Annotated in this window: 24 protein-coding genes; 11 read left to right on the top strand and 13 right to left on the bottom strand. The window is 60.6% G+C overall.

Translation table 11 applies throughout. The features are described 5' to 3' along the window. Positions 1 to 295: 295 nt before the first annotated feature. The 3 genes from ACO1VH_RS09235 (at position 296) to ACO1VH_RS09225 (ending at position 2314) form a co-directional block, all read left to right on the top strand. Positions 296 to 574, top strand: a complete 279-nt coding sequence (locus ACO1VH_RS09235; RefSeq protein WP_486244206.1) for a hypothetical protein — start codon at positions 296 to 298, stop codon at positions 572 to 574. A 4-nt stretch (positions 575 to 578) separates the two neighbouring features. After that, positions 579 to 1238: a sulfite oxidase-like oxidoreductase gene (locus ACO1VH_RS09230; RefSeq protein ID WP_486244205.1), complete on the top strand. Its 660-nt coding sequence runs from the start codon at positions 579 to 581 to the stop codon at positions 1236 to 1238. Positions 1239 to 1477: 239 nt separating this feature from the next. Beyond that, entirely contained in the window at positions 1478 to 2314 is an 837-nt protein-coding gene (locus ACO1VH_RS09225) for a serine hydrolase (RefSeq protein ID WP_486244204.1), read from the top strand. 129 nt (positions 2315 to 2443) lie between these two features. Here the strand turns inward: ACO1VH_RS09225 and ACO1VH_RS09220 are convergent, their stop codons facing one another. From ACO1VH_RS09220 to ACO1VH_RS09205, 4 genes are all read right to left on the bottom strand, one after another. Beyond that, a complete protein-coding gene (locus tag ACO1VH_RS09220) occupies positions 2444 to 2761 on the bottom strand; it encodes a DUF6587 family protein (protein ID WP_486244203.1) in 318 nt (105 codons plus the stop codon). After that, positions 2758 to 4590 carry a ferrous iron transporter B gene (feoB, locus tag ACO1VH_RS09215; protein WP_486244202.1) on the bottom strand — a complete coding sequence of 611 codons (1833 nt, stop codon included), beginning with the start codon at positions 4588 to 4590 and terminating at the stop codon, positions 2758 to 2760. Before feoB ends, ACO1VH_RS09220 begins: the two co-directional genes overlap by 4 nt. Positions 4591 to 4608: 18 nt before the next feature. Next, on the bottom strand, positions 4609 to 4845 hold the full coding sequence (locus tag ACO1VH_RS09210) for a FeoA family protein (RefSeq protein WP_486244201.1): 237 nt from the start codon (positions 4843 to 4845) through the stop codon (positions 4609 to 4611). A gap of 240 nt (positions 4846 to 5085) precedes the next feature. Continuing rightward, positions 5086 to 5586 (bottom strand): GNAT family N-acetyltransferase, encoded by a 501-nt coding sequence (locus ACO1VH_RS09205; protein ID WP_486244200.1) that lies wholly within the window; start codon positions 5584 to 5586, stop codon positions 5086 to 5088. A gap of 171 nt (positions 5587 to 5757) precedes the next feature. Between ACO1VH_RS09205 and ACO1VH_RS09200 the strand changes: the two genes are divergently transcribed. Then, positions 5758 to 5982: a DUF3820 family protein gene (locus tag ACO1VH_RS09200; RefSeq protein WP_486244199.1), complete on the top strand. Its 225-nt coding sequence runs from the start codon at positions 5758 to 5760 to the stop codon at positions 5980 to 5982. Between the two features lie 46 nt (positions 5983 to 6028). Here the strand turns inward: ACO1VH_RS09200 and ACO1VH_RS09195 are convergent, their stop codons facing one another. Next, positions 6029 to 6694 (bottom strand): TetR/AcrR family transcriptional regulator, encoded by a 666-nt coding sequence (locus tag ACO1VH_RS09195; protein ID WP_486244198.1) that lies wholly within the window; start codon positions 6692 to 6694, stop codon positions 6029 to 6031. 96 nt (positions 6695 to 6790) lie between these two features. Between ACO1VH_RS09195 and ACO1VH_RS09190 the strand changes: the two genes are divergently transcribed. Both ACO1VH_RS09190 and ACO1VH_RS09185 read left to right on the top strand, forming a co-directional pair. Then, positions 6791 to 7237 (top strand): YybH family protein, encoded by a 447-nt coding sequence (locus ACO1VH_RS09190; RefSeq protein ID WP_486244197.1) that lies wholly within the window; start codon positions 6791 to 6793, stop codon positions 7235 to 7237. Positions 7238 to 7496: 259 nt separating this feature from the next. Continuing rightward, on the top strand, positions 7497 to 7991 hold the full coding sequence (locus tag ACO1VH_RS09185; protein WP_486244196.1) for a VOC family protein: 495 nt from the start codon (positions 7497 to 7499) through the stop codon (positions 7989 to 7991). A gap of 192 nt (positions 7992 to 8183) precedes the next feature. Here ACO1VH_RS09185 and alkB read toward each other — a convergent pair whose 3' ends face one another. Together alkB and ACO1VH_RS09175 are read right to left on the bottom strand one after the other, a co-directional pair. Beyond that, positions 8184 to 8873, bottom strand: coding sequence for a DNA oxidative demethylase AlkB (gene alkB / locus ACO1VH_RS09180; RefSeq protein WP_486244195.1), 690 nt, complete (start codon positions 8871 to 8873; stop codon positions 8184 to 8186). A gap of 95 nt (positions 8874 to 8968) precedes the next feature. Next, complete coding sequence (locus ACO1VH_RS09175) at positions 8969 to 10279, bottom strand: MFS transporter (RefSeq protein WP_486244194.1); 1311 nt, start codon at positions 10277 to 10279, stop codon at positions 8969 to 8971. 601 nt (positions 10280 to 10880) lie between these two features. Here ACO1VH_RS09175 and ACO1VH_RS09170 point away from each other — a divergent pair. Further along, positions 10881 to 11699 (top strand): alpha/beta fold hydrolase, encoded by an 819-nt coding sequence (locus tag ACO1VH_RS09170; RefSeq protein ID WP_486244193.1) that lies wholly within the window; start codon positions 10881 to 10883, stop codon positions 11697 to 11699. A gap of 107 nt (positions 11700 to 11806) precedes the next feature. Here the strand turns inward: ACO1VH_RS09170 and ACO1VH_RS09165 are convergent, their stop codons facing one another. The 6 genes from ACO1VH_RS09165 to ACO1VH_RS09140 form a co-directional block, all read right to left on the bottom strand. Continuing rightward, positions 11807 to 12175: a response regulator gene (locus ACO1VH_RS09165; RefSeq protein ID WP_486244192.1), complete on the bottom strand. Its 369-nt coding sequence runs from the start codon at positions 12173 to 12175 to the stop codon at positions 11807 to 11809. 20 nt (positions 12176 to 12195) lie between these two features. Then, positions 12196 to 12744 (bottom strand): hypothetical protein, encoded by a 549-nt coding sequence (locus ACO1VH_RS09160; protein WP_486244191.1) that lies wholly within the window; start codon positions 12742 to 12744, stop codon positions 12196 to 12198. Positions 12745 to 12754: 10 nt separating this feature from the next. Beyond that, positions 12755 to 13489, bottom strand: a complete 735-nt coding sequence (locus ACO1VH_RS09155) for a methyl-accepting chemotaxis protein (RefSeq protein ID WP_486244190.1) — start codon at positions 13487 to 13489, stop codon at positions 12755 to 12757. An 86-nt stretch (positions 13490 to 13575) separates the two neighbouring features. Further along, positions 13576 to 16011, bottom strand: a complete 2436-nt coding sequence (locus tag ACO1VH_RS09150; protein ID WP_486244189.1) for an Hpt domain-containing protein — start codon at positions 16009 to 16011, stop codon at positions 13576 to 13578. A gap of 198 nt (positions 16012 to 16209) precedes the next feature. After that, on the bottom strand, positions 16210 to 16704 hold the full coding sequence (locus tag ACO1VH_RS09145) for a hypothetical protein (protein WP_486244188.1): 495 nt from the start codon (positions 16702 to 16704) through the stop codon (positions 16210 to 16212). Between the two features lie 111 nt (positions 16705 to 16815). Next, a complete protein-coding gene (locus ACO1VH_RS09140) occupies positions 16816 to 17316 on the bottom strand; it encodes a DUF1269 domain-containing protein (RefSeq protein ID WP_486244187.1) in 501 nt (166 codons plus the stop codon). A 90-nt stretch (positions 17317 to 17406) separates the two neighbouring features. Here ACO1VH_RS09140 and ACO1VH_RS09135 point away from each other — a divergent pair, with 90 nt between their 5' ends. From ACO1VH_RS09135 to ACO1VH_RS09120, 4 genes are all read left to right on the top strand, one after another. After that, entirely contained in the window at positions 17407 to 18093 is a 687-nt protein-coding gene (locus tag ACO1VH_RS09135; RefSeq protein WP_486244186.1) for a tRNA-uridine aminocarboxypropyltransferase, read from the top strand. A gap of 99 nt (positions 18094 to 18192) precedes the next feature. Further along, complete coding sequence (locus ACO1VH_RS09130) at positions 18193 to 18702, top strand: DUF1993 domain-containing protein (RefSeq protein WP_486244185.1); 510 nt, start codon at positions 18193 to 18195, stop codon at positions 18700 to 18702. Between the two features lie 158 nt (positions 18703 to 18860). Then, a complete protein-coding gene (locus tag ACO1VH_RS09125; protein ID WP_486244184.1) occupies positions 18861 to 20552 on the top strand; it encodes a VRR-NUC domain-containing protein in 1692 nt (563 codons plus the stop codon). Next, complete coding sequence (locus tag ACO1VH_RS09120; RefSeq protein WP_486244183.1) at positions 20534 to 22846, top strand: helicase C-terminal domain-containing protein; 2313 nt, start codon at positions 20534 to 20536, stop codon at positions 22844 to 22846. Before ACO1VH_RS09125 ends, ACO1VH_RS09120 begins: the two co-directional genes overlap by 19 nt. The last annotated feature ends 2 nt before the right edge of the window (positions 22847 to 22848 follow it).

The following is a 22848-nucleotide window of genomic DNA, read 5'->3' as shown; positions in this document are numbered from 1 at the left end:
TGAGGTATTTCACGGTATTTCGCCTGCCAGAGCGGGATGTTCGTATTTCCTGCCAGCCTCGCACCGTCTTTCACTCATCAAATAGCTTGGTTCAAGGTAAAACACCGGCATTTCTGCGTCGATTACCGACGCGTGCGTTATCAAGCAATTTGCTGCATGTCCTTTTCCGCGCGTTTATCGTTGCCTGTGCGGCCGGCTACGTCGCTTTGTTGCCAAGCAAGCCGATTCCGGCCATGCATGGCACAGTCGTCGGAGGCTAAAATAGACGACGATTGCAACCAAACAGGAGAATACGATGAGCGACAATGCCGCCGACAACACCAATGACGCATCGACCGAAAAGCCGAAAACCATCAACAAGAGCGAATTTGAGTCATTGTGCCGCCATGTTGGCCGTAGCCTGAAAGGCACAGGCAGCAGCGATGCAAGCCTGGCCATGCACATGATGAAGGAAGCCGAACATCTGCGGGCAAACGGTTTCGACAATGCAGCGGACATGTTCAGCACGATTGCGGGCACACTGGATCCCAGCCTGCCAGTGAAGATGGAAATCGCCCGCCGTCAGGCAAACTGACGCCATGAGCGACGACGATCTTCCGCCGCCCAGCAAGCTGACTCTCAGCAAGGAACGCTGGGCGCAGGATGGACGTCGCCCCGCAGGCAGGCAATCGAACGATGCACGCCTGCCGCCGGGCCAGCATCGCACCAGCGACTGGCCGGTGCTGGATCTGGGCGAACATCCCGATATCGCGCCGGGCGCGTGGCAATTGCAACTGTTCGGCGCAATTGCGCGCCCCGCCATCTGGCGCTGGACCGACCTGATGGCGCAACCGCAGATCGATGTCGTGTCCGATATCCATTGCGTGACCAGCTGGTCGCGCTACGACAACCAGTGGCAAGGCGTATCCACCATCGATCTGCTGGAATCCGTGGTGCCGCTTCCCGCCACGCGTTTCGTACTGCTGCACTCTTCCGATGGCTACACGACGAACCTGACGCTGGACGACTTTGCCGCCGAAGGCGCAATGCTTGTGCACACCTGGTCCGGCAAGCCGCTGGCGCGTGAGCATGGCGGGCCGGTGCGGCTGGTCGTGCCGCATCTGTATTTCTGGAAAAGCGCAAAGTGGATCAACAGGATCGAGTTCCGTACGCAGGACGCGCCGGGATTCTGGGAGGTGCGCGGCTATCACAACCGCGGCGACCCGTGGCGCGAACAGCGCTATTCAAGCGACGAATAGACAACGAACTCAGCAATAGTCCGCAACAAGCAGCAACAAGCAGCGACGAATGACGGTCGTGCAATCAAACTGCTGTCAAAGAACAATCAAGCCGCCGTCTGACGCCATCAAACATTTTCAAACTTTTATCGGTTACAAAAAATAGTCGCGAATAGTCGCGCCTACGCATCACAACCGTATCATTCCTGCCGGAAACAACGCTATTATCGCTGCTCGATGGAAACTTTCCGAGCGCAGACATGATCCGTTCGTTTCTTCTCTCCGCCCTTCTCGTCCTTTCCGCCATTGGCCAGCAGGCCGGTGCCGTGTCGCTCGGCTCCAAGCATGCGATCGTCGTCGATGAAGATACCGGCCAGGTCCTGTTCGAAAAGAACGCGACCGATATCGTGCCGATCGCCTCGCTGACCAAGCTGATGACGGCCATGATCGTGCTCGATGCCCATCAGGACATGCAGGAGCCGATCACAATCACCGAGGACGACGTGGATACGCTGAAATTCAGTTCGTCGCGCGTGCCGGTCGGTGCCGTGCTGACGCGCCATACGCTGCTGGAACTGGCCCTGATGTCGTCCGATAACCGCGCCGCGCATGCACTGGCGCGCACCTATCCGGGCGGCATGCCGCATTTCCTGGTCGCCGTGCGCAACAAAGCGCATGCGCTGGGCCTGCGCCGCACCAACATCGAAGAGCCGACCGGCCTGTCGCCATACAACACGTCCACCGCCAGCGATCTGGCGAAACTGGCGATGGCCGCAGCGCGCTATCCGGCAATCGAACAGATCACGACCGTCTCGGGTGATCTGATTGACGTCCACGGCATGCCGCGCCACTATCACAACACCAATCATCTCGTCAGCGACAAGAACTGGAACATCCTGCTATCCAAGACCGGCTTCACGCGCGAGGCTGGCCGCTGCATCATCATGCGCGTGCGTACTGCCGGCCGCGATGCCGTCATGGTGCTGTTGAATGCACGCGCCACCGCAACCCGCACCGCCGATGCAAACCTGCTGCATCGCCTGCTGATGGGCGACACGCATTCGACCGAAGTCGTCGCCGGATTACAGCTGCAATAAAACCTGCGGCGCAACATCAAAAGAAAACGGCCGGCGATACAACGCCGGCCGTTTTTTATTTTTGTTTGCTTTCCTGTTTGTCTTCCGTGAGGACGGCTTGCCAGCCGTTGCGTTCTTACCGGATGTTTTCTAAATGTTCCGGTGAAATTTCAGCGGCTTGACGTCGCCTTCCAGCTTGTCGTTCTTGCCATCGGCTTCCGGATTCGATTCGCAAGTGGAACAGGTATTGCAGCCGCTGCCGCAACCGCCGCCCGCCTGGTCGCCGGGATGCAACCATCTCCCCAACGCGCGCAATGCTGCCGGGCGCTGCGGCTTGTCCAGCAGCGTCGCCAGTTCCTGCTGCCGTGCATGCATCCACTTCGGCAGCAGGCGGCGCAACACGTGCAGCGCGCTGACCAGCACGATCGCGCCGATGATCAGTTGCTGCACGGTATCGGAATGCATCATGTCAATGCCTTGGTAATTTGGTACGTCACAAACGAAGCCAGATAAGCCAGTCCGAATAGGTAGCCGGCCATCACTGCTACTGTACGCCAGGAATTGGTTTCGCGTCGGACCACGGCCAGCGTGGACAGGCATTGCGGCGCGAAGATGTACCAGACCAGCAGCGAGAATGCGGTCGCCAGCGGCCACTGTGTCGCGATCAGGGTACCCAGTTGCGATGCCACCGCATCTTCGCTGCCGGACATCGCGTAGACGGTGCCGAGCGCGGATACCGCCACTTCGCGTGCCGCCATGCCGGGAACCAGCGCGATGCAGATTTGCCAGTTGAAACCGATCGGCGCAAACACATGCTCCAGCGCATAGCCGATGCGGCCCGCGATACTGTAGTCGATCGCCGGTAGCGTCGCGCCTTCCGGCGGCCCCGGGAAAGTCGTCAGGAACCACAGCAGCACGGTCAGCGACAGGATGATCGTCGTCACGCGGCGCAGGAAGATCAGTGCGCGCTCCCACAGACCGATCGCCACGTTGCGCACGCTAGGCAAACGGTAGGACGGCAATTCCATCAGCAGCGCATGTTCGCTCTTGTCCTTGCGGATGCGCTTGATGAACCAGGCGACTGCCAGCGCGCTGACGATGCCGGCCACATACAACACGAACAGCACGATGCCCTGCAGATTGAAAAGTCCCCACACCGTGGTGCCCGGAATGAAGGCGCCGATCAGCAGCGTATACACCGGCAGACGCGCCGAGCAGGTCATCAGCGGTGCGACCAGGATCGTCGTCAGCCGGTCGCGCGGATCCTGGATGCTGCGTGTCGCCATGATGCCGGGAATCGCGCAGGCGAAGCTGGACAGCAACGGAATGAAGGAACGCCCGGTCAGCCCTGCCTTGAACATGATGCGATCCAGCAGGAAGGCCGCGCGCGGCAGATAGCCGGATTCCTCCAGCACGAGAATGAACAGGAACAGGATCAGGATCTGTGGCAGGAATACCAGCACCGAGCCGAGGCCGGCGAAGATGCCGTCGACCACAAGGCTGCGCAGCAGGCCGTCCGGCAGCGTCGCACCGAACCATTCGCCGGTCACGGTCACGAGTTCGGTGATACCGTCCATCAGCGGTTCTGCCCACGAGAACACGGCCTGGAAGATGAAGAACATCACGACGGCAAGAATTGCCAGGCCCAGCACCGGATGCAGCAGCCAGCGATCCATCGCATCGTCGATCGCCGACGTCGAACGCGGCATCGTCACCGCAGCCGACAGGATGCGGCGCACCTGGCCGTGGACATCGGCATCCACCTCATCCGCACGCGCCGGCGGCGGCGCGTCGATCGCATCCAGATGATCGACTAGCGCCTGCGTGCCGCCGTGCTGAATCGCTACCGTTTCGATGACGTCCATGCCCAGTTGGCGCTGCAGTTCTTCGCGATCGATGCGGATGCCTCGCTTGCGTGCCGCGTCCATCATGTTCAAGGCGAGGATCATCGGCCGGCCGAGCTTCTTCACTTCGAGCACGAAGCGCAGGTGCAGTCGCAGGTTGGTCGCATCGACCACGCAGACGATCAGTTCGGGAATTTCCTCACCGGCTACGCGACCGAGGCAGATGTCGCGCGTGATGACTTCGTCGGGGCTGGTCGCATCCAGGCTGTAGGCGCCCGGCAGATCGAGTATGCGGAAGGCGCGGCCGGAAGGTGCGGTGAAGCGGCCCTCCTTGCGCTCGACCGTCACGCCGGCATAGTTGGCGACCTTCTGGCGACTGCCCGTCAGTTGGTTGAACAAGGCGGTCTTGCCGCAATTGGGGTTGCCGACCAGCGCAATACGAGAAATAGCCATTGAATATTCAGAAAAGGATCAGGCGGGATGGATGTTGACGCGCTGCGCTTCGGAGCGGCGCAGCGCAAAGCGCGTGAAGCCGATCTGCACCAGCAGCGGATCGGCGCCGATCGGGCCGCGCGCGACGATGCTGACGGGTTCGCCTTCGACGAAGCCCAGTTCGCGCAGGCGCTTTGCGATCGGATCGTCGCTGTCGAGACCGGTGACGGTATCCACTACTGCGGCGGTAAATGGGGAGAGTTCGGAGAGGTTCACGGCATCTTCTCAAATAACAATGATTCTCATTATAGCGACATTCCGTTTCCTATGGTCACGCATGCAACGCAAAGAAACGGCAAAACTGCATTCATATCGCTTCGTGCCGCTTGAATGTGGCCGCAATCTTGTCAGGAAATCATGGAGAGCAAGGTTCGGCCGAATGATTTTTGAGATTTTCGCGCAGCGATGACCGCATGCGATCGACGAATGCATGTCGATATGCGTGCGGCCCCGCTATCAGGAAGCGGAAAAGCCTTCGTGATAAATGACGTTCCCCGACGTCTCGGCATCGCCGAACGACAACCGCATGAAGTATTCGGGTGGCACGCCTTCATAGCGAATCGCCGGATCATGCGCGAAGCCGAAGCGCTGGTAGTAACCCGGATCGCCCATGACGACGCATCCACGCGCGTGCATTGCTTTCAGGCGAATCAATCCTTCGCGAATAAGCGCGCCGCCTATTCCCTGCTTCTGCAAATCCGGCCGGACCGAGACCGGTCCCAGACCGAACCAGCCGACCGCCGTGCCGATCGTGACCGGTGAAAAGGCAACATGGCCGACGATTTCTTCATCCACCGTCGCAACCAGGGAAATGACAAGCGCATTTGCCGCACGCAGCGCATCGATGATGGCGCTTTCCGTGCCGCTGTGATGTTCTGCAAGCGCAAAAGCCGCCTGCGTGATCCGACGGATGGCATCTGCATCGTCGGGCCGCTCGGCGCGGATGACATATTTCATCGTTTCGTCTTTCTTCAATTCTTTCTCCGCTTTTCTTTTGTCATACGTAATTTCGTGCTTATCTTGTGTGTACAGACACATGAAGCGAAAATGCATCGAGCGCTTTCAACCGGCAATCGATAAAATCAGCGGTCTACCGGCACGCCGGCCTTCCCTATCTGCGCTCGCATCATGCATCCCGATCACCTGCACAAGCTCGTCACCACGGCCATGCCTTACGGTAAATACAAGGGACGCATGCTGGCCGATCTGCCCGGTCATTATCTCGGCTGGTTTGCGCGCGAAGGTTTTCCGAAAGGCGAACTCGGCAGTCTGATCGCATTGATGTACGAGCTGGACCACAACGCCTTGCGCCATCTGCTCGATCCGCTGCGCGCGGAACAGGCACGGCGTTAATGCAATTAGCCGAGATTAACCGAGTAGCCAGACCAGCCGTGCATCGTCACGGCAAGCCGCGCTCAACCATGTCCAGCAACCGGCCGCCTAAGCCTTCGGCTTGCTGATCGTCCAGCCAGCGCAACGGACCGTCGATCAGCAGCATCGCCAATCCGTGCACCGCCGACCACGCCAGAAATTCCGCGCCCTGCCGCCGCTCCGGACGCAGCACGCCGGCCTGCTGCAATTCGTCCAGCGACCGGCTCAATAACTGGAACGGCGTCAGACCGCTCTTGCCTGCCATTTCGGGAATCGTCGCCTTCTGCAAATCCTCGTGCACGGAGAATGCCGTGCGGAACAGGCCGCGCTCGCTGCGCGCAAAGCGCAGATAACCGGTACCGACTGCCGCCAGATGCGCGCGCGCGATATCGGCCAGATCGCCTTCGGTCGAACAACGCTCCCATTCCGCCTCGATCGCCAATGCCAGTTCGGCCTGCGCGGCGGAGCAGACCGCCTGCAGCAAGGCATCGCGATCGGCAAAATGCCGGTACGCCGCATTCGGCGCCACGCCGACCTGGCGCGTCGCCTCGCGCAGCACGACCGCGTTCGGCCCGCCCGCGCGAGCCAACTTGGTACCGGCTTCCAGCAAGGCCCGGTAGAGGTCGCCGTGCCGGTAGGTTTCTCTTTTGGTATTTCTTTTCGGTTCGCTTTTTGCCGACGCTTTTTGTGTCATTTTTCTGTCATTTTGAATAATTGTGTACATCGTACACTTTTTGCGCTATCGTCACTGGACACTGTACACAATAACGGATTCCAAAGGAGAAACAACATGAGCACAAATACCAACGCGGGCGAAAATACAGCCGCCATCCGCGCCCTGCTGGACGAATGGGCGAAAGCCGTCATCAAGCGCGACGTCCCTGCCATCATGTCGTTCTATGCCGACGACATCGTTTCGTTCGACGCAATCGGCCCGCTGCGCTTCGTCGGCAAGGCCGTCTACGGCAAGCACTGGACCGATTGCATGCAGATGTGCCAGGGTGAGATGATTTTCGAACCCGGCAACTGGCACATCGAAACCGGCGGCGACATTGCCTTCGCCCACAGCCTGTTGCATTGCGGCGGTACCGGGCCGGACGGCAAGACGATGACATCGTGGATGCGCCTGACCAGTTGCTGCCGCCGCACCAGCGGCAAATGGCAGATCGTTCATGAGCACTATTCGATGCCGATGGACATGACCAGCGGCAAGGTCCTGACCGACCTGCAACCCTGATCCGCCTATTTCGTCCAACGATGTCCCTGCCCGTTCAACCTGACGCCCCAACTCCTGCTGCCACGGCGGCGGAACGGCAATATCGCCAGTGGATTGCACGTTTCGACGCCTTGTGGGCAATGCCGTCGTCATCGGAACGGCACCGGCAGGAAATGCAACAGTTGCTGCAACACATCGAGCTTTACGAGGCATCGCACGCTGCGCAGGCAACGTACCCGGTAACGCAACACCCTTCACTTTCACAAACAGGAGACATGCAATGAGCCAACCCGCCGTAAAACCCATCCCCGACGGCATGCACACCGTCACCCCGCACCTAGTCTGCGCCGATGCGGCTGCTGCAATCGATTTCTACGTCAAGGCATTCAACGCTGTCGAACTTGCGCGCCTGCCCGGCCCGGACGGCAAGATGTGGCACGCCATAGTGCGCATCGGCGATTCGCCGGTGATGCTGGTCGATGAATTTCCGGATTACGGTTCGCTCGGGCCGAAGGCGCGCAAGGGCACGTCGGTCACGCTGCACATGTACGTCAAGGATGCCGACGCCGCATTCAAGCAAGCCGTCGATGCCGGCGCCACCGTCAAGATGCCGCTGGATAACGCTTTCTGGGGCGACCGCTACGGCATCCTGGAGGACCCGTTCGGCCATTCGTGGTCGATCGCCACGCACATCAAGGATCTGACGCCGGAAGAAATCGGCAAGGCCGCACAGGAAGCGATGAGCAGCGGTGCTGGCTGTTCGGAAAACAAATGAGCATCCGGCGGTCTAGAGGTTGAACGAACATTCAGCGAACGAATGTTCATAATTTGAATATTCGTTCGCGCTGCATTGCGCATAAATACTGCGCATAGGCATTGTGCGAGAAACAAGCGATTGCAAGTAAGTAACAGGAAGCGGGAAATAAGAGGAACCAGGAAATAAGAAACGAGTGGCCAATCGCCAATCCTAACCGGCCTTGCGAAAAGTCAGATTAACGCGGCAGTCTCCCGTCAGCGGGTGGCTGCCGTTTTTCAATGGTGCGATGCCGTGGTAACGCAAGCGCGCCGTGCCGCCCCAGACCACCACATCGCCGTGCAGCAGCGGCACGCGCAAGGCCTTGTCCTCCCGCTTCAATCCGCCGAACAGAAACACCGCCGGCAAGCCGAGCGAAACGGAAACGATGGGCTGGTCGAAATCCCGTTCGTCCTTGTCCTGGTGCAGCGACATGCGCGCACCCGGCGGGTAGCGATTGATCAGGCAGGCATCGGGAACGAAGCCGGCAAAACCGGCGGCCTCCGCCGCTCGCCCCGCCAGCGACTGCAACGCTTCAGGCATCGCCGGCCACGGCTTGCCACTGACCGGATCGCAGGCTGCATAGCGATAGCCGCGTCGATCCGTCATCCAGCCCAGCGGTCCGCAATTCGTCATCGCCACCGACATCCGGAAACCGCCGGGCGTCGTCATCTGGCGAAAAGGCGCATCGGCTGCAACCTGCGCGACCGCATCGAGCACGCTTTTTTCTTCAGGCAAGGCGAAGCCGCGCAACAAAACGGCATCGGCGCACAGGGTTTCGCTCCCTGTGCGCCGATGCGCTTGATCGCCGATCGGATCGGCTGTCGAATTGTCGATCAAGTTGTCAAACAGGTCCCGCGTCATCGTTCGCTCACTGATCTTTCATCGCTTGCGCCGCCGTCATGCAGGATGCACGAAGGGGCGACATGAAGGATCAGTATGAACGATGTTCGCCGTCGTTACCGGTTGACCAGCTCGCGCGGCTGCAGCAATGCCAGCAAGGCGCCCAGCACCAGTGCACCGGCGACGAAGTACATGCCGGCGTTCGTGCTGTTCGTCACGTCCTTCAGCCAGCCGACGATGGACGGGCTGACGAAGCCGGCCAGATTGCCTACCGAATTGATCAGGCCGATGCCGGCTGCCGCGGCAGCGCCGCTCAGGATCGCACTCGGATAGGTCCAGAACACCGGCATCGTCGACAGCATGCCGGCCGTGCCGAGCGACAGCGCACACAGCGCCAGCACGACGTTGTCGCCGAAGATGGTGCTCAGGTACAGGCCGAGGCCACCCAGCGCGCTGGCGATCGCGAAGTGCCAGCGGCGTTCGCGCGTGCGGTCGGCGCTGCGCGCCACCAGCAGCGTCGCGATGATGCCGCAGGTATACGGAATCGCCGTCAGCAGACCGACGTCCAGCGCATCCTTGACGCCGGATGCCTTCACCAGCGTCGGCAGGTAGAAGCTGATGCCGTACAGGCCCATCATGCAGCAGAAGTAGATCGCCGCCATCAGCCATACGCGCGGATTCGAGAACACGCCGGCGACCGAATGTGATTTGGCCGCGCCGCCGCCATCCTGCGCGATGTTTTCTTCCAGCACCTGCTTTTCTTCTTCGGACAGCCAGTGCGAAGCGCGGATGCCGTTCGGCAGATAGAACAGGCACATGATGCCCAGCGCCAGCGACGGCAGCGCTTCCAGCAGGAACAGCCATTGCCAGCCGTGCCAGCCATGCACATCGGCAAAGGCCTGCATGATCCAGCCCGACAGCGGGCCGCCGACCACGCCGGCGACCGGGATGCCGATCATGAACAGCGCATTCATGCGGCCGCGGCGCGAGGCCGGGAACCAGTACGTCAGGTACAGCACGATGCCGGGGAAAAAGCCGGCTTCGGCCACGCCCAGCAGGAAGCGGATCACGTAGAACATCGCCGGCGTGGTAACGAACATCGTCGCCGCCGACAGGATGGACCAGGTGATCATGATGCGCGCGATCCAGACGCGTGCGCCGACGCGATGCATGATCACGTTGCTCGGCACCTCGAACAGGAAGTAGCCGATGAAGAAAATGCCGGCGCCCAGGCCGTAGACGGTTTCGCTGAACTGCAGGTCGTTCAGCATCTGCAGTTTGGCAAAGCCGACGTTGACGCGGTCCAGATAGGCGGCGACATAGCAGAGGAAAAGGAAAGGCAGTAACCGCAAGGTCACCTTGGTGTAGATCGCGTCTTCCAGCCGGGCATGTTCGCCGGTAAGACTGCTCGAATGAATGGCACTCATGGAATTTCGTTTCGGAATGTTCGTGACAACACAAAAGACCGCGCACAGGCGGGCACCGGCATTCGCACACAGCAAATGCGAGGCCGGGCAAGGTAGCCCGGCAAGAGATCCGATTCGCAGGTAATTGAGACGGATACCGGAACGAGATAGGCATTCCGGAAGATGGACGTCGATTTTGCCGACGTGACGATCCTAGCCCGACGCTGCCTTGCCATGGGTGCAAAATTTTCATCGGCCGGGAAGAATGCTGCCGGTTGCATGCAACTGTTGCCGTCCCGTCATGCATGCGCGGCTTGTGTTTTCGCTGACGTCTCCGCTGCGGCATCTCTGCTGTGGCCTTGCTGCATGTCGAACATTCCGATTGCTGCACTGCCTGTTTTTGTTCGCTGTCTGTTCGTCTTTTATCCGACCCTTGACCGCTTTCCTTGCCTGTTTTGTATCGGCATGTATCGAACTGGCCCCGCGATACGCAGGCTTACCGTTCTCCGCCTTCGCCGACACAGAAGCGATACATGGCTGCGATGTAATGGCCGCATTGAAGTCGTGCGTTTTCGAACGCTTCAATACGCAATCATTCATTCAATCAGAAAAGGGAAATCACATGAACGCCATTCCACGCCGCATCCGCCTCGCCATCAACGGACTTGCCGCCGCTGCCCTGCTCGGCTCCGTCGCACTGCCGTCCGCCTCGTTCGCCGCCGAGACAGCCGGAATCAAGCCGACCGTCGTGCTGGTACACGGCGCCTTTGCCGATTCGTCCAGCTGGGATGGCGTCGCCGCCAGGCTGATTGCCGACGGCTACCCGGTCATCGGCGCCGCCAATCCGCTGCGCAGTGTCAAGAGCGATGCGGATTACGTCGCGCGCATCGTGCACAACGTGCAAGGTCCGGTGATCCTGGTCGGCCATTCCTACGGCGGGTCGGTCATCACCGAAGCGGCCAACGGCCGCGACAACGTCAAGGGTCTGGTCTACGTTGCAGCATTCGCGCCGGAAACCGGCGAAACCGTCGCCGGGCTGGCCGGCAAGTTCCCCGGCAGCACGCTGGGCACGGCGCTGGCGCAACCGGTCGCCTTGCCGGACGGCGGCAAGGATCTGTATATCGATCAGCAAAAATTCCGCGATCAGTTCGCCGCCGACGTGCCCGCCGCCAAGGCGCGCCTGATGGCTGAAGCGCAGCGTCCGGTGACGGAAGCCGCGTTAAACGAAGCGTCCGGCACGCCGGCATGGAAGTCGTTGCCGTCGTGGTTCATCTACGGCAGCGCCGACAAGAACATCCCGCCCGCCGCCCTCGCCTACATGGCGCAGCGCGCCGCGGCAAAGAAGACGGTGGAAATCGCCGGCGCCTCGCACGTCGTCATGACCTCTCATCCGGCCGAAGTGACGAAGCTGATCGAGGAAGCGGCGAAGAGCGTGAAATAAGCCACGCAGCAAAACAAAAAGCAAAAAACAAAACGCCCCGGCGTGCAGTGCGCCGGGGCGTTTTTATTCAGTGTTTTAATTCGGTGTTTCTTGTCGATCTCCGTGCCTCAGGCGCCGACCAGTTTCTTGAACGTCGGCAGCACCGCATCGCCCTTGAACGGCTTGACGATCCAGCCCTTGATGCCGGCCGCCTTGCCGCGTTCCTTCATGATCGGCGAATTCTCGGTCGTCAGCATGATGATGTTGACGTTCGCATTGCCCAGTTCGCTGCGGATTTTTTCCGCCATCGTCAGGCCGTCCATGTTCGGCATGTTGACGTCGGAGACGACCAGCTTGATGCCGGAATCTGCCTTCAGCTTGGTCAGGCCGTCGCGGCCGTCCACTGCCAGCGCGACGTCCAGCCCGTTCTTCTTCAGAAAATCGCCTACTTCGTTACGCACCGTGCTCGAATCGTCGACCACCAGAATTTGTGCCATGATTTTTTCCTTGCAATGATTTAAAACAGTTCCAGTTCGCCGGTGTTCGCGCCCAGCTCGTCTTCGGCGACAGCGAAATCGATGTCCGCATAATCCGATACGCACAACGTCACGTGGAAGCGCGGCGCGTCGGCTATGTCCACCGCAAAATGCTGGACGTGGCCGCAGTTGAGCATCTGCAGATATTCGGCGCAGCGGCGGTCGATCACGATCGGTGTGGACATGCCGATATGCGGGAAAAAGCTGCCGAGATCGCGGTTCAGGATGCCGCAGCACAGGTTGCCGCATTCGGCAATCGCGTCCATGAAGGCCTGCTCGTCCAGTTCGCCGTCGACGTTGTTCAGCCGCGCGAAATGCGCCTTGGTGGCTGCATCCGGCGTGAAGTAGAACATCACCATCAGGCGGAACAGATAGGACGATACGGTCAGCACAACCATGCTGCGTTCCTGAATCGCTTCGTCATGCGGCAGCGCAGTCACTGTGCAGGCGGCATCGAACGGCACCATGCTGTCCTGCAACGCGCGCGTCAGCAGCGCATCGAAACCTTCCTTGGCGGATTGCGTGATCATGGTGTCCGCCTCAGGCTGCCAGCGCTTCGCGCGTTTTCTTGTTGATCTGATCCAGTCCGATGACGGCACCGACGATCATCTTGCCGCCGGCCTGCAGGTCCTGGAAAGTCGTCGTCGTGATCAGATCGCTCTGGTACAGGCTGCCGCGATAGCTCTTCGACAGCTTTTCCGCGCGCTGCGCCAGCTCGCGCACCTCGGCCGCCACTACCGCGAAGCCGCGGCCGTGCACGCCGGCGCGCGCCGCCTCGATCGACGCGTTCAGCGCGACGATGATGACCTGGTTGACGATCAGTGCGAACTCGTCGTTCTTGCGATGCATGTCGCGGTTGTGCGTGATCAGCACGTTCATGTCGTCGTGCCAGCGCTCGAAGGTGCGCATCAGGCCCAGCAGGTTCGCGATGGTTTCCTGCGAGGCATTGCAGTTCTCCACGATGCGCGCCATGCTGTCGGCATTTTGCTGCTGCAGTTCCGACAGTGAGCGCGTGTTTTCGCTGCGCATGCTTTCGATGCGCTTTTCGGCCGCGTGGCGTTCGTCGTCCAGTTCCTGCCGGTGTTTTTCCAGGTCCTGCTGCTGTTCCTGCATCGTCAGGTGCACGCTGTGCTTCAGCGCTTCCACCTGCTCCACGTCGATCATGCGTGCGATGCGCTGCTTCAGCCTGGCGATTCGCCACAGCAATGGCGCGGCGCCCAGCACGATGCCGAACGCGAAGAAAAGGTATGGGAAAAGTGATGAATCCAGTGTCATGACATTCCGTATTTCTGATGATTCTCGCGGTCGCGCTGCACGCGCGCCGCTTTCTGCATGCGTCTTGATCTTGTATGCGTATCCGTTCAGGCCACGCGCGAATCGTCGCTATCGTCTTCCGGCGGCAGTTCGGCAGACGCGACCGTATTCGGTTCCTGCCCTGCGACTGGATAGGGAACGTCGATGCCGTCCACTTCGACGACCACGCGTTCCGGCAGCATCACGATGACCTGGAAGGTGCGGAAGTCCGCGCCTTCTGCATTGTCAGTGAAGCGGATCTCGATACGGCCCTGTTCGCGTGTGACGAAATCCAGCACCGCATCCATGCCCACGCCGCGGCCGGAGACGTTCGTCACCTCACTGCGGGTGGAGAAGCCCGGCTGCATGATCAGACGCGCCAGTTCGGCGTCGTGCATCGTTGCCGCCGCATCGGCCGTGATCAGATGGCGATCGATCGCGATCTGGCGAATCCGCTTCAGCGCCAAGCCGCGGCCGTCATCGGACAAGGCCATGTGCGCCATGTTGTCCATCACGCCGACTTCCAGCTTGATCGTGCCGGCCGCCGGCTTGTTCTTGATCACGCGCTCTTCGGCCGATTCCAGTCCGTGATCCATCGCGTTGCGCACCAGATGCATGAAGACGTTTTTCAGCACTGGCGCGGCATGCGCGTGAACGACATAGCCGTTGTCTTCGATGACGAAGTTCGGCGCCGGTTTTTCCAGTTCGTCCGCCAGTGCCGGCAACGAGGCGGTGATGCCGTCCAGCATGTCGGCGATCGGTTCCGTGCCCAGCAGGCGCAGCGTGCGGCGCACTGCATTCCGCACGGCGACCAGTTCGTGCAGGTTGGCCGTATTCACCGTTTCCAGACGGTGCAGGCTTTCCTGGATGTGCTTGCGGTCTATCGTCAGCGTGTGGCGTTCGATCTCGCTGGCGGCTTCCGCGTTCTTGCGGCCCAGCGTCACTTCGTTGATGCGTGCGTAGCGGTCTATCGTGTCGCGCACGGCGACCAGCCCTGCCAGCAGTTCTTCGCGATCCCAGACCGCGCCGGTTTCCGGGTGGCGCAGGTCGTCGTAATGCTGTTCTGCCGTATGCACGACGTTGGCCAGATGCAGCAGGCCGTAGGTGCGGCCGTTGCCCTTGATCGTGTGCATGTTGCGGAACAGCTTGGCAATCGCGAACGCGGTCGCTTCCGGGTTCTGGCGCACGATCTGCTCGTTCTCGTCGAGGAAGCGGCGCGAGGTGGCGATGAATTCCTGAAACTTGCCGGCTTCGACCGCGAGGATTTCGCCGATCATTTCCAGCTCGCGCTTCTGTTCGTTGGCTTCGGCGGTCAACTTGCGCAGCTCGGTGACGTCGCGCACGCACAGCATCAGACGAATGACCGTGTCGGCCTCGTCGGTGATCGGCGACCAGCCGAGATCGAGAATCTTGACGCGGCCATCGGCCATCTTTTTCTCGACTTCGCCGACCATCAGGTGTTCGTTGAACGCGAAATTCATCACGTCTTCGCCGATGCAGGCGCCGCCGATCGCTTCGATCTGCGACAGCGTATCGGCGCCGAGATTGGTATCGGCAAACACCAGCTCCATCAGATCGCGGCCGGCGATGTCCTGCGTTTCGAACACGGTTTCGAGGAAGGCTGAATATTCAGGATGAATCCGGTTGCCGTCGACGATGGTCAGGATGCCTTGCGGGATATTCTGCAGCATCGCCTGCATGTCGGCCGTCTTCTGCTTGACCTGCGCAGATGCTTCCTGGATCTTCTCGATCATGCCGTTGAAGGCGACGATCGAATGACCGACCTCGTCCATGCGCTGCACCGGCAGGCGGCGCGTGAAGTCCTGGCTGGTGGCGATCTCGCTCATCATCGTCTGCATGCGGCTGATCGGGCCGGTGATCTGGCGATACAGCAGGATGCCGATCAGCGTCAGCAGCACGACCGCCGTGGCGGAGACGATGGTGATTGCGGTGCTGGTGGTCGACAGGTTTTCGTTCAACGAGGCGATCGCGACATCCTTGCTGCGATCCTTCTCGATGCGCATCGTCGAAACGATGCTTTCCAGTTCTGCCTGATACTGCATCACGCCACCGAAAAAGGTCGCCTGCGCGATATCGTTCTTGCCAGCCAGCTTGAACTTGGCGACGCCGTCGATCGCATCGAAATAGTTGTCCAGGCTTTCCTTCGCCTGTTCGACCAGGCCGCGCTGCGCATCGCTGTCGGCATGCTGCGACTGGAAGACCAGCGCTTCCTGCAGCGCCGTCTTCTTCGCGGCGAGCTTCTCGTTTTCCTGCGGGATGAGAGTGTCGTCCGTCTCGCCGACCATCACCATCGCGGCGAGTTGCACGTCCTTCAGCTTGCCGACCAGATCGGACGAGGCCAGCACGCTGGGCACCACGCCTTCGGTGACCGATTTCACCTCGACGGCGCTGCTGCGCGACTGGAACACGGCATAGCAGCCGATGGCGGAAATGACGATGAATGTCAGGGCGACAAGCAGGCTGATGCGCAGGCGGATGGTCATGCTGTTTCCTTCAAATCTGTGGCGGAACGGCTCAGCCTTTTTCGGATGACGAATTGATTTGAGGAAATTATTGGCGCGGACTATGACCCTGCCATGACATCAATGTGACAAAAGGTGACATCGCATGACAATTCACGCGAAAACGGAAGATCAAAAACAGAAAGAGCAGGACGGCATTGCACCGTCCTGCCGTCGGCATCAGTACTCCAGCTTTTCCAGTTTCAGGTAGGAAGCTGCCGCGACCATACCGAAAATCACATGGGCCGCACAGGTTTCCACACCACGCATGGCGACGAACCAATCGAAAACATGTGCCATGACGTAGAAATTGAACAGATAGAGCACGACGCCGAACACTGCGCCGGTCATCAACACCGTACTCATCCTGGCATCGAAATGATACGGTGCGACGATACCCGCCAGAACCAGGCCGAACACGATGCCGAGCACGTAATGCGTGACCAGGGCAACGACCACCACAGGCAGGCTGAAATCAGTCGGTTGCAGCACATCCTGTCCCATGACGATAGCCGCCACCATGTGGACCGTCTGCCAGGGATTGCCGTCGTTCACCAGCGTCGACCACAGCAGTTCCAGCACCATCACCACGGCACCTGCGACGAAACCGGATACTATTGCTGCCCGCCAGTCCGGCAACGGACGATCCCAGCGATGCGAATGCATGAGTTCCATGTCAACCTCCGTCAAAAAGCGATCACCAAGTACGGCGCATGGCGCACGGCCATGTCCGCAGGCGCCGTCCGGCAGTTTTCATACTGCCTTCGCCATTCCCTTTCCTCCTTGTCAGGGGAAGACGGGAATGTGCGATTCCTCGCCGCCGAATCGCGTTTCCGGATGGCGCTCGGCAAGCATGTGTTCGATCTCGCCGACGCGCCGCGACGGCACATCGGCAATCATCAGGATTCTTCCCTTCTGCAGCTCCGGCACGAAGGCCTTCAATCGCGAGTTCGGCAAAGCCGCAGCAGCCATGCTCGAAGCCCATGCGCCGAACAACAGTCCCATCAGCGCCGTCAGCAGCACGGTCGCCTCGCCCAGTCCGGCGTAGGCAACCAGCATCACGCCGAGCAGGATACCCAATATGCCGCCGACTGCCATGCCGGTTGCAGCACCATGCAAGGCATCGGTCTTCAACAGAAAACCGGCTTCGGGAAGATCGTGGGGCAACGGCGCGCCGCCGGAAAGAAAGCGGACGTGCCGCTGTTCAATGCGATGCAGAAGAAGATCGTCGAAAGCGCGTCGCGCGCTGTCCGTATCCGGAAGGAAATAGTAAAGTCTGTGTCTCATGACCGACTCCTCGTTTGCCTTCATGCTTACAGTATAGAAAGGGAACGGGCGTTTTCAATGCATTAATTTTGCCGCTTTGCTTCATAAAAAATGCATCATCCGATTTCTCTCAAACGCCTTGCCTGTGCGCACTGCCTGCGTCCGCAATCCGCCTGCATCTGTCGCTGGATTCGTCCGCTCGATCATGCAACGGAAGTGTTGTTCCTGCAGCATCCGCTGGAGGTCGGCAATGCCAAGGGCAGCGCACGACTGCTGCATCTGAGCCTTGCGCGCAGCAGGCTCGTCGTCGGCGAAACGTTCGACGAACGCCAGTTGCATGCCTTGTTGTACGAACCGTTCGACGAGAATGAAAAGAAAAGCGGCAGCAATATCGAAGGTCTGCAGAAAAACGCCACCGTGATTCGTCCCGTACTGCTCTATCCCGACACCGCCGACCGGAAAAACGCCGCATCCATTGCTGCGTCAATCGGTGAACCGCCGCCGGCAAGCGCACGCATCCGGCTGGTGGTGCTCGACGGCACCTGGCGCAAGAGCGGCCGCATGTTGCATGCCAATCCGCTGTTGCAGCAACTGCCGCGATTCACTCTCGATAATCCGCCGCCGTCGCATTATGCGATCCGCAAGGCGCGCCGGCCGGATCAGTTGTCCACCTATGAAGCGACCTGCCTGGCGCTGGCCGAACTGGAAGGCGATGCGGAAAAATTCGCGCCGCTGCTGGATGCTTTCGACGGTTTCGTCGCGCAACAGCAGGCATACGTTCCTACGCGCCCGAAGTAACGCAAAACTGCAGTGAAGTATCGCCGGCAGCCTTTGGCGTTCCTTCCTATAATCGCTGCAGCTTTGCCCTTCAACGCTGTCACGATCCAAGGAAAAACCATGGCCATTTCTCTCTACGCCGCTTCCATCCCCGTCTACAAGCAGATGCTTCACAGCCTGTCCGATATCCTGAAAAAGGCCGAAGCCCACGCGACCGACAAGAAGATCGATCCGAACGCACTACTGCAGGCGCGTCTCTATCCGGACATGTTTCCGCTGCTGCGCCAGGTGCAGATCGCCTGCGACTTTGCGCGTAGCGCCGCCGCCCGGCTGTCGAATGCCGATATCCCGAAAGTAGCCGACGATCAGCAGAACTTTGCCGACCTGCAGAAGCTGATCGCCGACGCGATCGCCTTCATCGATACCGCCACCTCGGACAAGATCGACGGCCAGGAAGCGCGTGAATTCGTCGTACGCGCCGGCACGCCGCACGAACGCACGTTCAACTGTCAGCACTATCTGCTGCACTACGCACTGCCGCAGTTCTTCTTCCACGTGACGACCGCCTACGACATCCTGCGCCACAACGGCGTGGAAATCGGCAAGAAGGATTACATGGGCGCGTACTGATCGCTGCCCTGCGATTTCGCGAGCGGCCTTGTGCCGCTCTTTTTGTTTCTTCCTTCGTTTCTTCGACCGATTGCATTTCGGGGCTGTGCGGTAGGCAAACTGGTACAGCACGTTATACTGTACAAATAACCAGTAATTTGCCGCTTCGCCGTTTACCCATGTCCGCCGCCCTACCCGATTCGTTTACTGATCTCCAGGTCGATTCCCAAGCTGATTCCTTACCCGGCCAGCTGCCCGATCCGTTCTACTACCTGCAGAACTTCGAGCGCGTGCTCGACTGGATCGCCGCGCGCTACGACGATCTGCTGGACGATGCTGAACGCGGATTCATCGCCCGTTTCCCACAATTACCGAAAACCTCCCGCGCGCTGCTGGTTCGCATGGTCATGCGCAAGGGAGACTGTTTTCGTTCCGGCAAGCTGCGCTATGCAGAAATCGGCTGCCCCGTTGCCGCCGCCGAGGCCTTGATCGCCGAAGGCTGGCTGCAGCGCGATCCGGCGCTCGATGCCGATCAGCTGTTTTCGTTGCTGAAAAAATCCGAACTTGCCGCCGTGCTCGATCTGTCGTCATCCCAGCTACAGGCAAGCAAGGCGGCATTGCTGGAGCAGCATCGCGAACGGATCGTCTCGCACCGGCTGACCGGCTGGCAGGAACGCATCTACCGCGTGACGATTGCGCCGCTGTGCGAACGGCTGCGGCTGATGTTCTTCGGCAATCTGCGGCAGGACTGGTCGGAATTCGTGCTGGCGGATCTGGGCATTTATCGTTACGAGCAGGTGGAGTTTTCGCCATCGTCGCGCGGTTTCCAGAATCGTCACGACATCGACGATTACCTGCATCTGCATCGCTGCCGCGAACGCTTCGATGCCGGCGATTACCTCGACGACATCCTGCCGGACATTCCCCTGCAGCCGCATGCGAATCCATGGCTGGAGACTCGCCGCAACCGACTACTGTTCGCAATCGCGCAGCAATACGAACGCTGCAGCGAATGGCAAGCCGCACGCGAGCTGTACCGCCGCTGCCGCCATCCTGAAGCGCGCCAGCGCCTGATCCGCGTGCTGGAAAAACTGCAAGCCTTCGACGATGCTCATGCACTGGCCGAATCAGCGCAGCAGGCGCCGGAAAACGAAGCCGAACGGCAGGCGCTGGCCCGCATGCTGCCGCGCCTGCGACGCCGGCTCGGCCATCCGAAACTGGCGGCGGCGAAACGTGCCGACGTCGCGCGGCTTGACCTCGTATTGCCGCTTCCGGAAGATGGCACCTGCGTCGAAATTGCCGCCGTGCGCCACCTGTCGCGTGACGACGCGCCGGTCTTTTATGTCGAGAATGCGCTGCTCAATTCGCTATTCGGCCTGTTGTGCTGGCCGGCGGTATTCGCCGCGATTCCCGGCGCCTTCTTCCATCCTTTCCATGCGGGGCCGGCCGATCTGCACAGCCCGGATTTTCTGTCGCGGCGCAGTACGCTGTTCGCCGATTGCCTGTCGCAGCTCGACAGCGACGCTTACCGCGAAACGATGCTCGCCACCTACCGCGCCAAGCAAGGCATCGTGTCGCCCTTTGTCTACTGGGAGACGATCGACGAACCGCTGCTGCAGTTGGCGCTGGACTGCCTGCCGCCTATGCATCTGAAGCATTGCTTTGTGCGCATGCTGGACGACATCCGCGCCAACCGTTCCGGCTTTCCGGATCTGATCCAGTTCATGCCGATGGAAAAACGCTACCGGATGATCGAGGTCAAGGGACCGGGCGACCGGCTGCAAGACAACCAGATTCGCTGGATCGACTACTGCCTCGCGCGCGGCATGCCGGTCGAAGTCTGCCACGTGCAATGGGCGGAAACAGCGTGAACGGCACCGCTTACACAGTCGCCGTGCGCGCGCTGTGCGCGTTCACCGCCAGGCAAGGTGATCTTGACCTGCGTTTCACGCCGTCGCCGACGGCACAGGAAGGCATCGTCGGCCATGCTACCGTCACCAGCCGCCGCGGCGCGCAATACGAAACCGAAGTCGCACTGAACGGCAGCTTTCGCCACCTGCAGGTGCGCGGCCGTGCCGACGGCTACGATGCAAAACGCAATCGCGTAGAAGAGATCAAGACTTTTCGCGGCAGGCTGGAGTCCGTGCCGGACAATCACCGCCATCTGCACTGGGCACAGGCCAAGATCTACGGCTGGTTGCTGTGCACATCGCGCGGACTGGCCAGCATCGACGTCGCCCTCGTCTATTTCGACATCGTCAGCCAGAAGGAAACGGTGCTGGTCGAATCCTGGACCGCCGAAGCGCTCCGGGAACACTTCGAACAGCAATGCGAACGATTCATCGCATGGGCCGATGCAGAACTGCAGCACCGCGCCGCACGCGATATGGCACTGACGGAACTGGCATTCCCGCACGAAAGCTTCCGCAGCGGACAACGCGAACTGGCAGAAGCGGTCTATCGTAGCGCCGTCTCGGGCCGTTGCGTGCTGGCGCAGGCGCCGACCGGTATCGGCAAGACCATCGCCACCCTCTTCCCGCTGCTGAAGGCTGCGCCCGGGCAATCGCTCGACAGGATTTTCTTCCTCGCCGCCAAGACGCCGGGCCGCGCACTGGCGCTGGAAGCCATCGCATTGCTGCGTCGCGCCCAATCGACATTGCCGTTGCGCGTACTGGAACTGACCGCGCGCGACAAGGCCTGCGAACATCCAGACAAGGCCTGCCACGGCGAATCCTGTCCGCTGGCGCAAGGCTTCTACGACCGCATCGCCGCCGCGCGCGAGCAAGCCGTCGCGGCGAGCACACTGGATCGCGCATCGCTACGTGCCATCGCACTGGCGCACGAAATCTGTCCGTATTACCTGGCGCAGGAGCTGGCGCACTGGTGCGACGTCGTGATCGGCGATTACAACTACTACTTCGACGCCAGCGCAATGCTGTACGGTCTGACGGTGGAGAACCAGTGGCGCGTCGCATTGCTGGTGGATGAAGCGCACAATCTGATTGACCGCGCGCGCGGCATGTACACGGCCGAACTCGACCAGACTACGCTGCACTTCGCGCGCAAGTCCGCGCCGCCGGTGTTGAAGAAATCGCTGGACCGCGTACAGCGGCAATGGAACGAGCTGACCCAGGAGCAGAAAGAAGACTATCTGTTGCATGCCGCGGTGCCGGACAAATTCCAGTTCGCACTGCTGAAAGCCGGCGCCGACATCGCCGATGCCATGACCGAGCAGCCGGACGGCTTGCCGGAAGACCTGCAGCGCTTCCACTTCGATGCCCTGCACTTCATGCGCCTGGCTGAAGTCTTCGGCGATCATTCACTGTTCGATGCGACGCGCCAGGCGGAAAGCAGCCACGACTACAGAGCAAGACGCACTACGCTATGCCTGCGCAACGTCGTGCCGGCGCCTTTCCTGAAGGCACGCTTCGCCGCCGCTCATTGCGCGACACTATTTTCTGCGACGCTGAGTCCGCCGCATTTCCAGATCGACATGCTGGGCCTGCCGGACGACACCGTATGGATGGACGTCGCCTCGCCGTTCGACGCCGATCAGCTCGCCGTGCACGTCGCGCGCCATATCTCGACCCGCTATCGCGACCGCCACCGTTCGCTAGATGCCGTTGCCGATCTGCTGGCGCGCCAGTACCGGCAGCGGCCTGGCAACTATCTGGCCTTCTTCAGCAGCTACGATTACCTGGAACAGGTTGCGGCCGCATTCACCTCGCAGCATGCAGCCATTCCGTCGTGGCAGCAGGCCCGCCGCATGCAGGAAGCGGAGCGCACGCAATTCCTCGAACGTTTCGTGCCCGGCGGGCAAGGCATCGGCTTCGCGGTGCTCGGCGGCGCGTTCGGCGAAGGCATCGATCTGCCCGGCGACCGTCTGATCGGCGCATTCGTCGCCACGCTTGGCCTGCCGCAATTGAATCCGGTCAACGAACAGATGCGGCAACGCATGGATGCGCTGTTCGGCAGCGGCTATGACTATGCCTATCTGTATCCGGGTCTGCAAAAGGTCGTGCAAGCCGCCGGGCGCGTGATCCGTACGCAGCAGGATCGCGGCGTGTTGCACCTGATCGACGACCGTTTCGGCCGTGCCGATGTGCAGGCGCTGCTGCCGGGTTGGTGGGATATCGATGGTTGTGCCGCCGACGATAAGCAATAACG

Source organism: Oxalicibacterium sp. (genome assembly GCF_057353965.1).
This window is presented reverse-complemented; position numbering and strand designations above follow the sequence as displayed.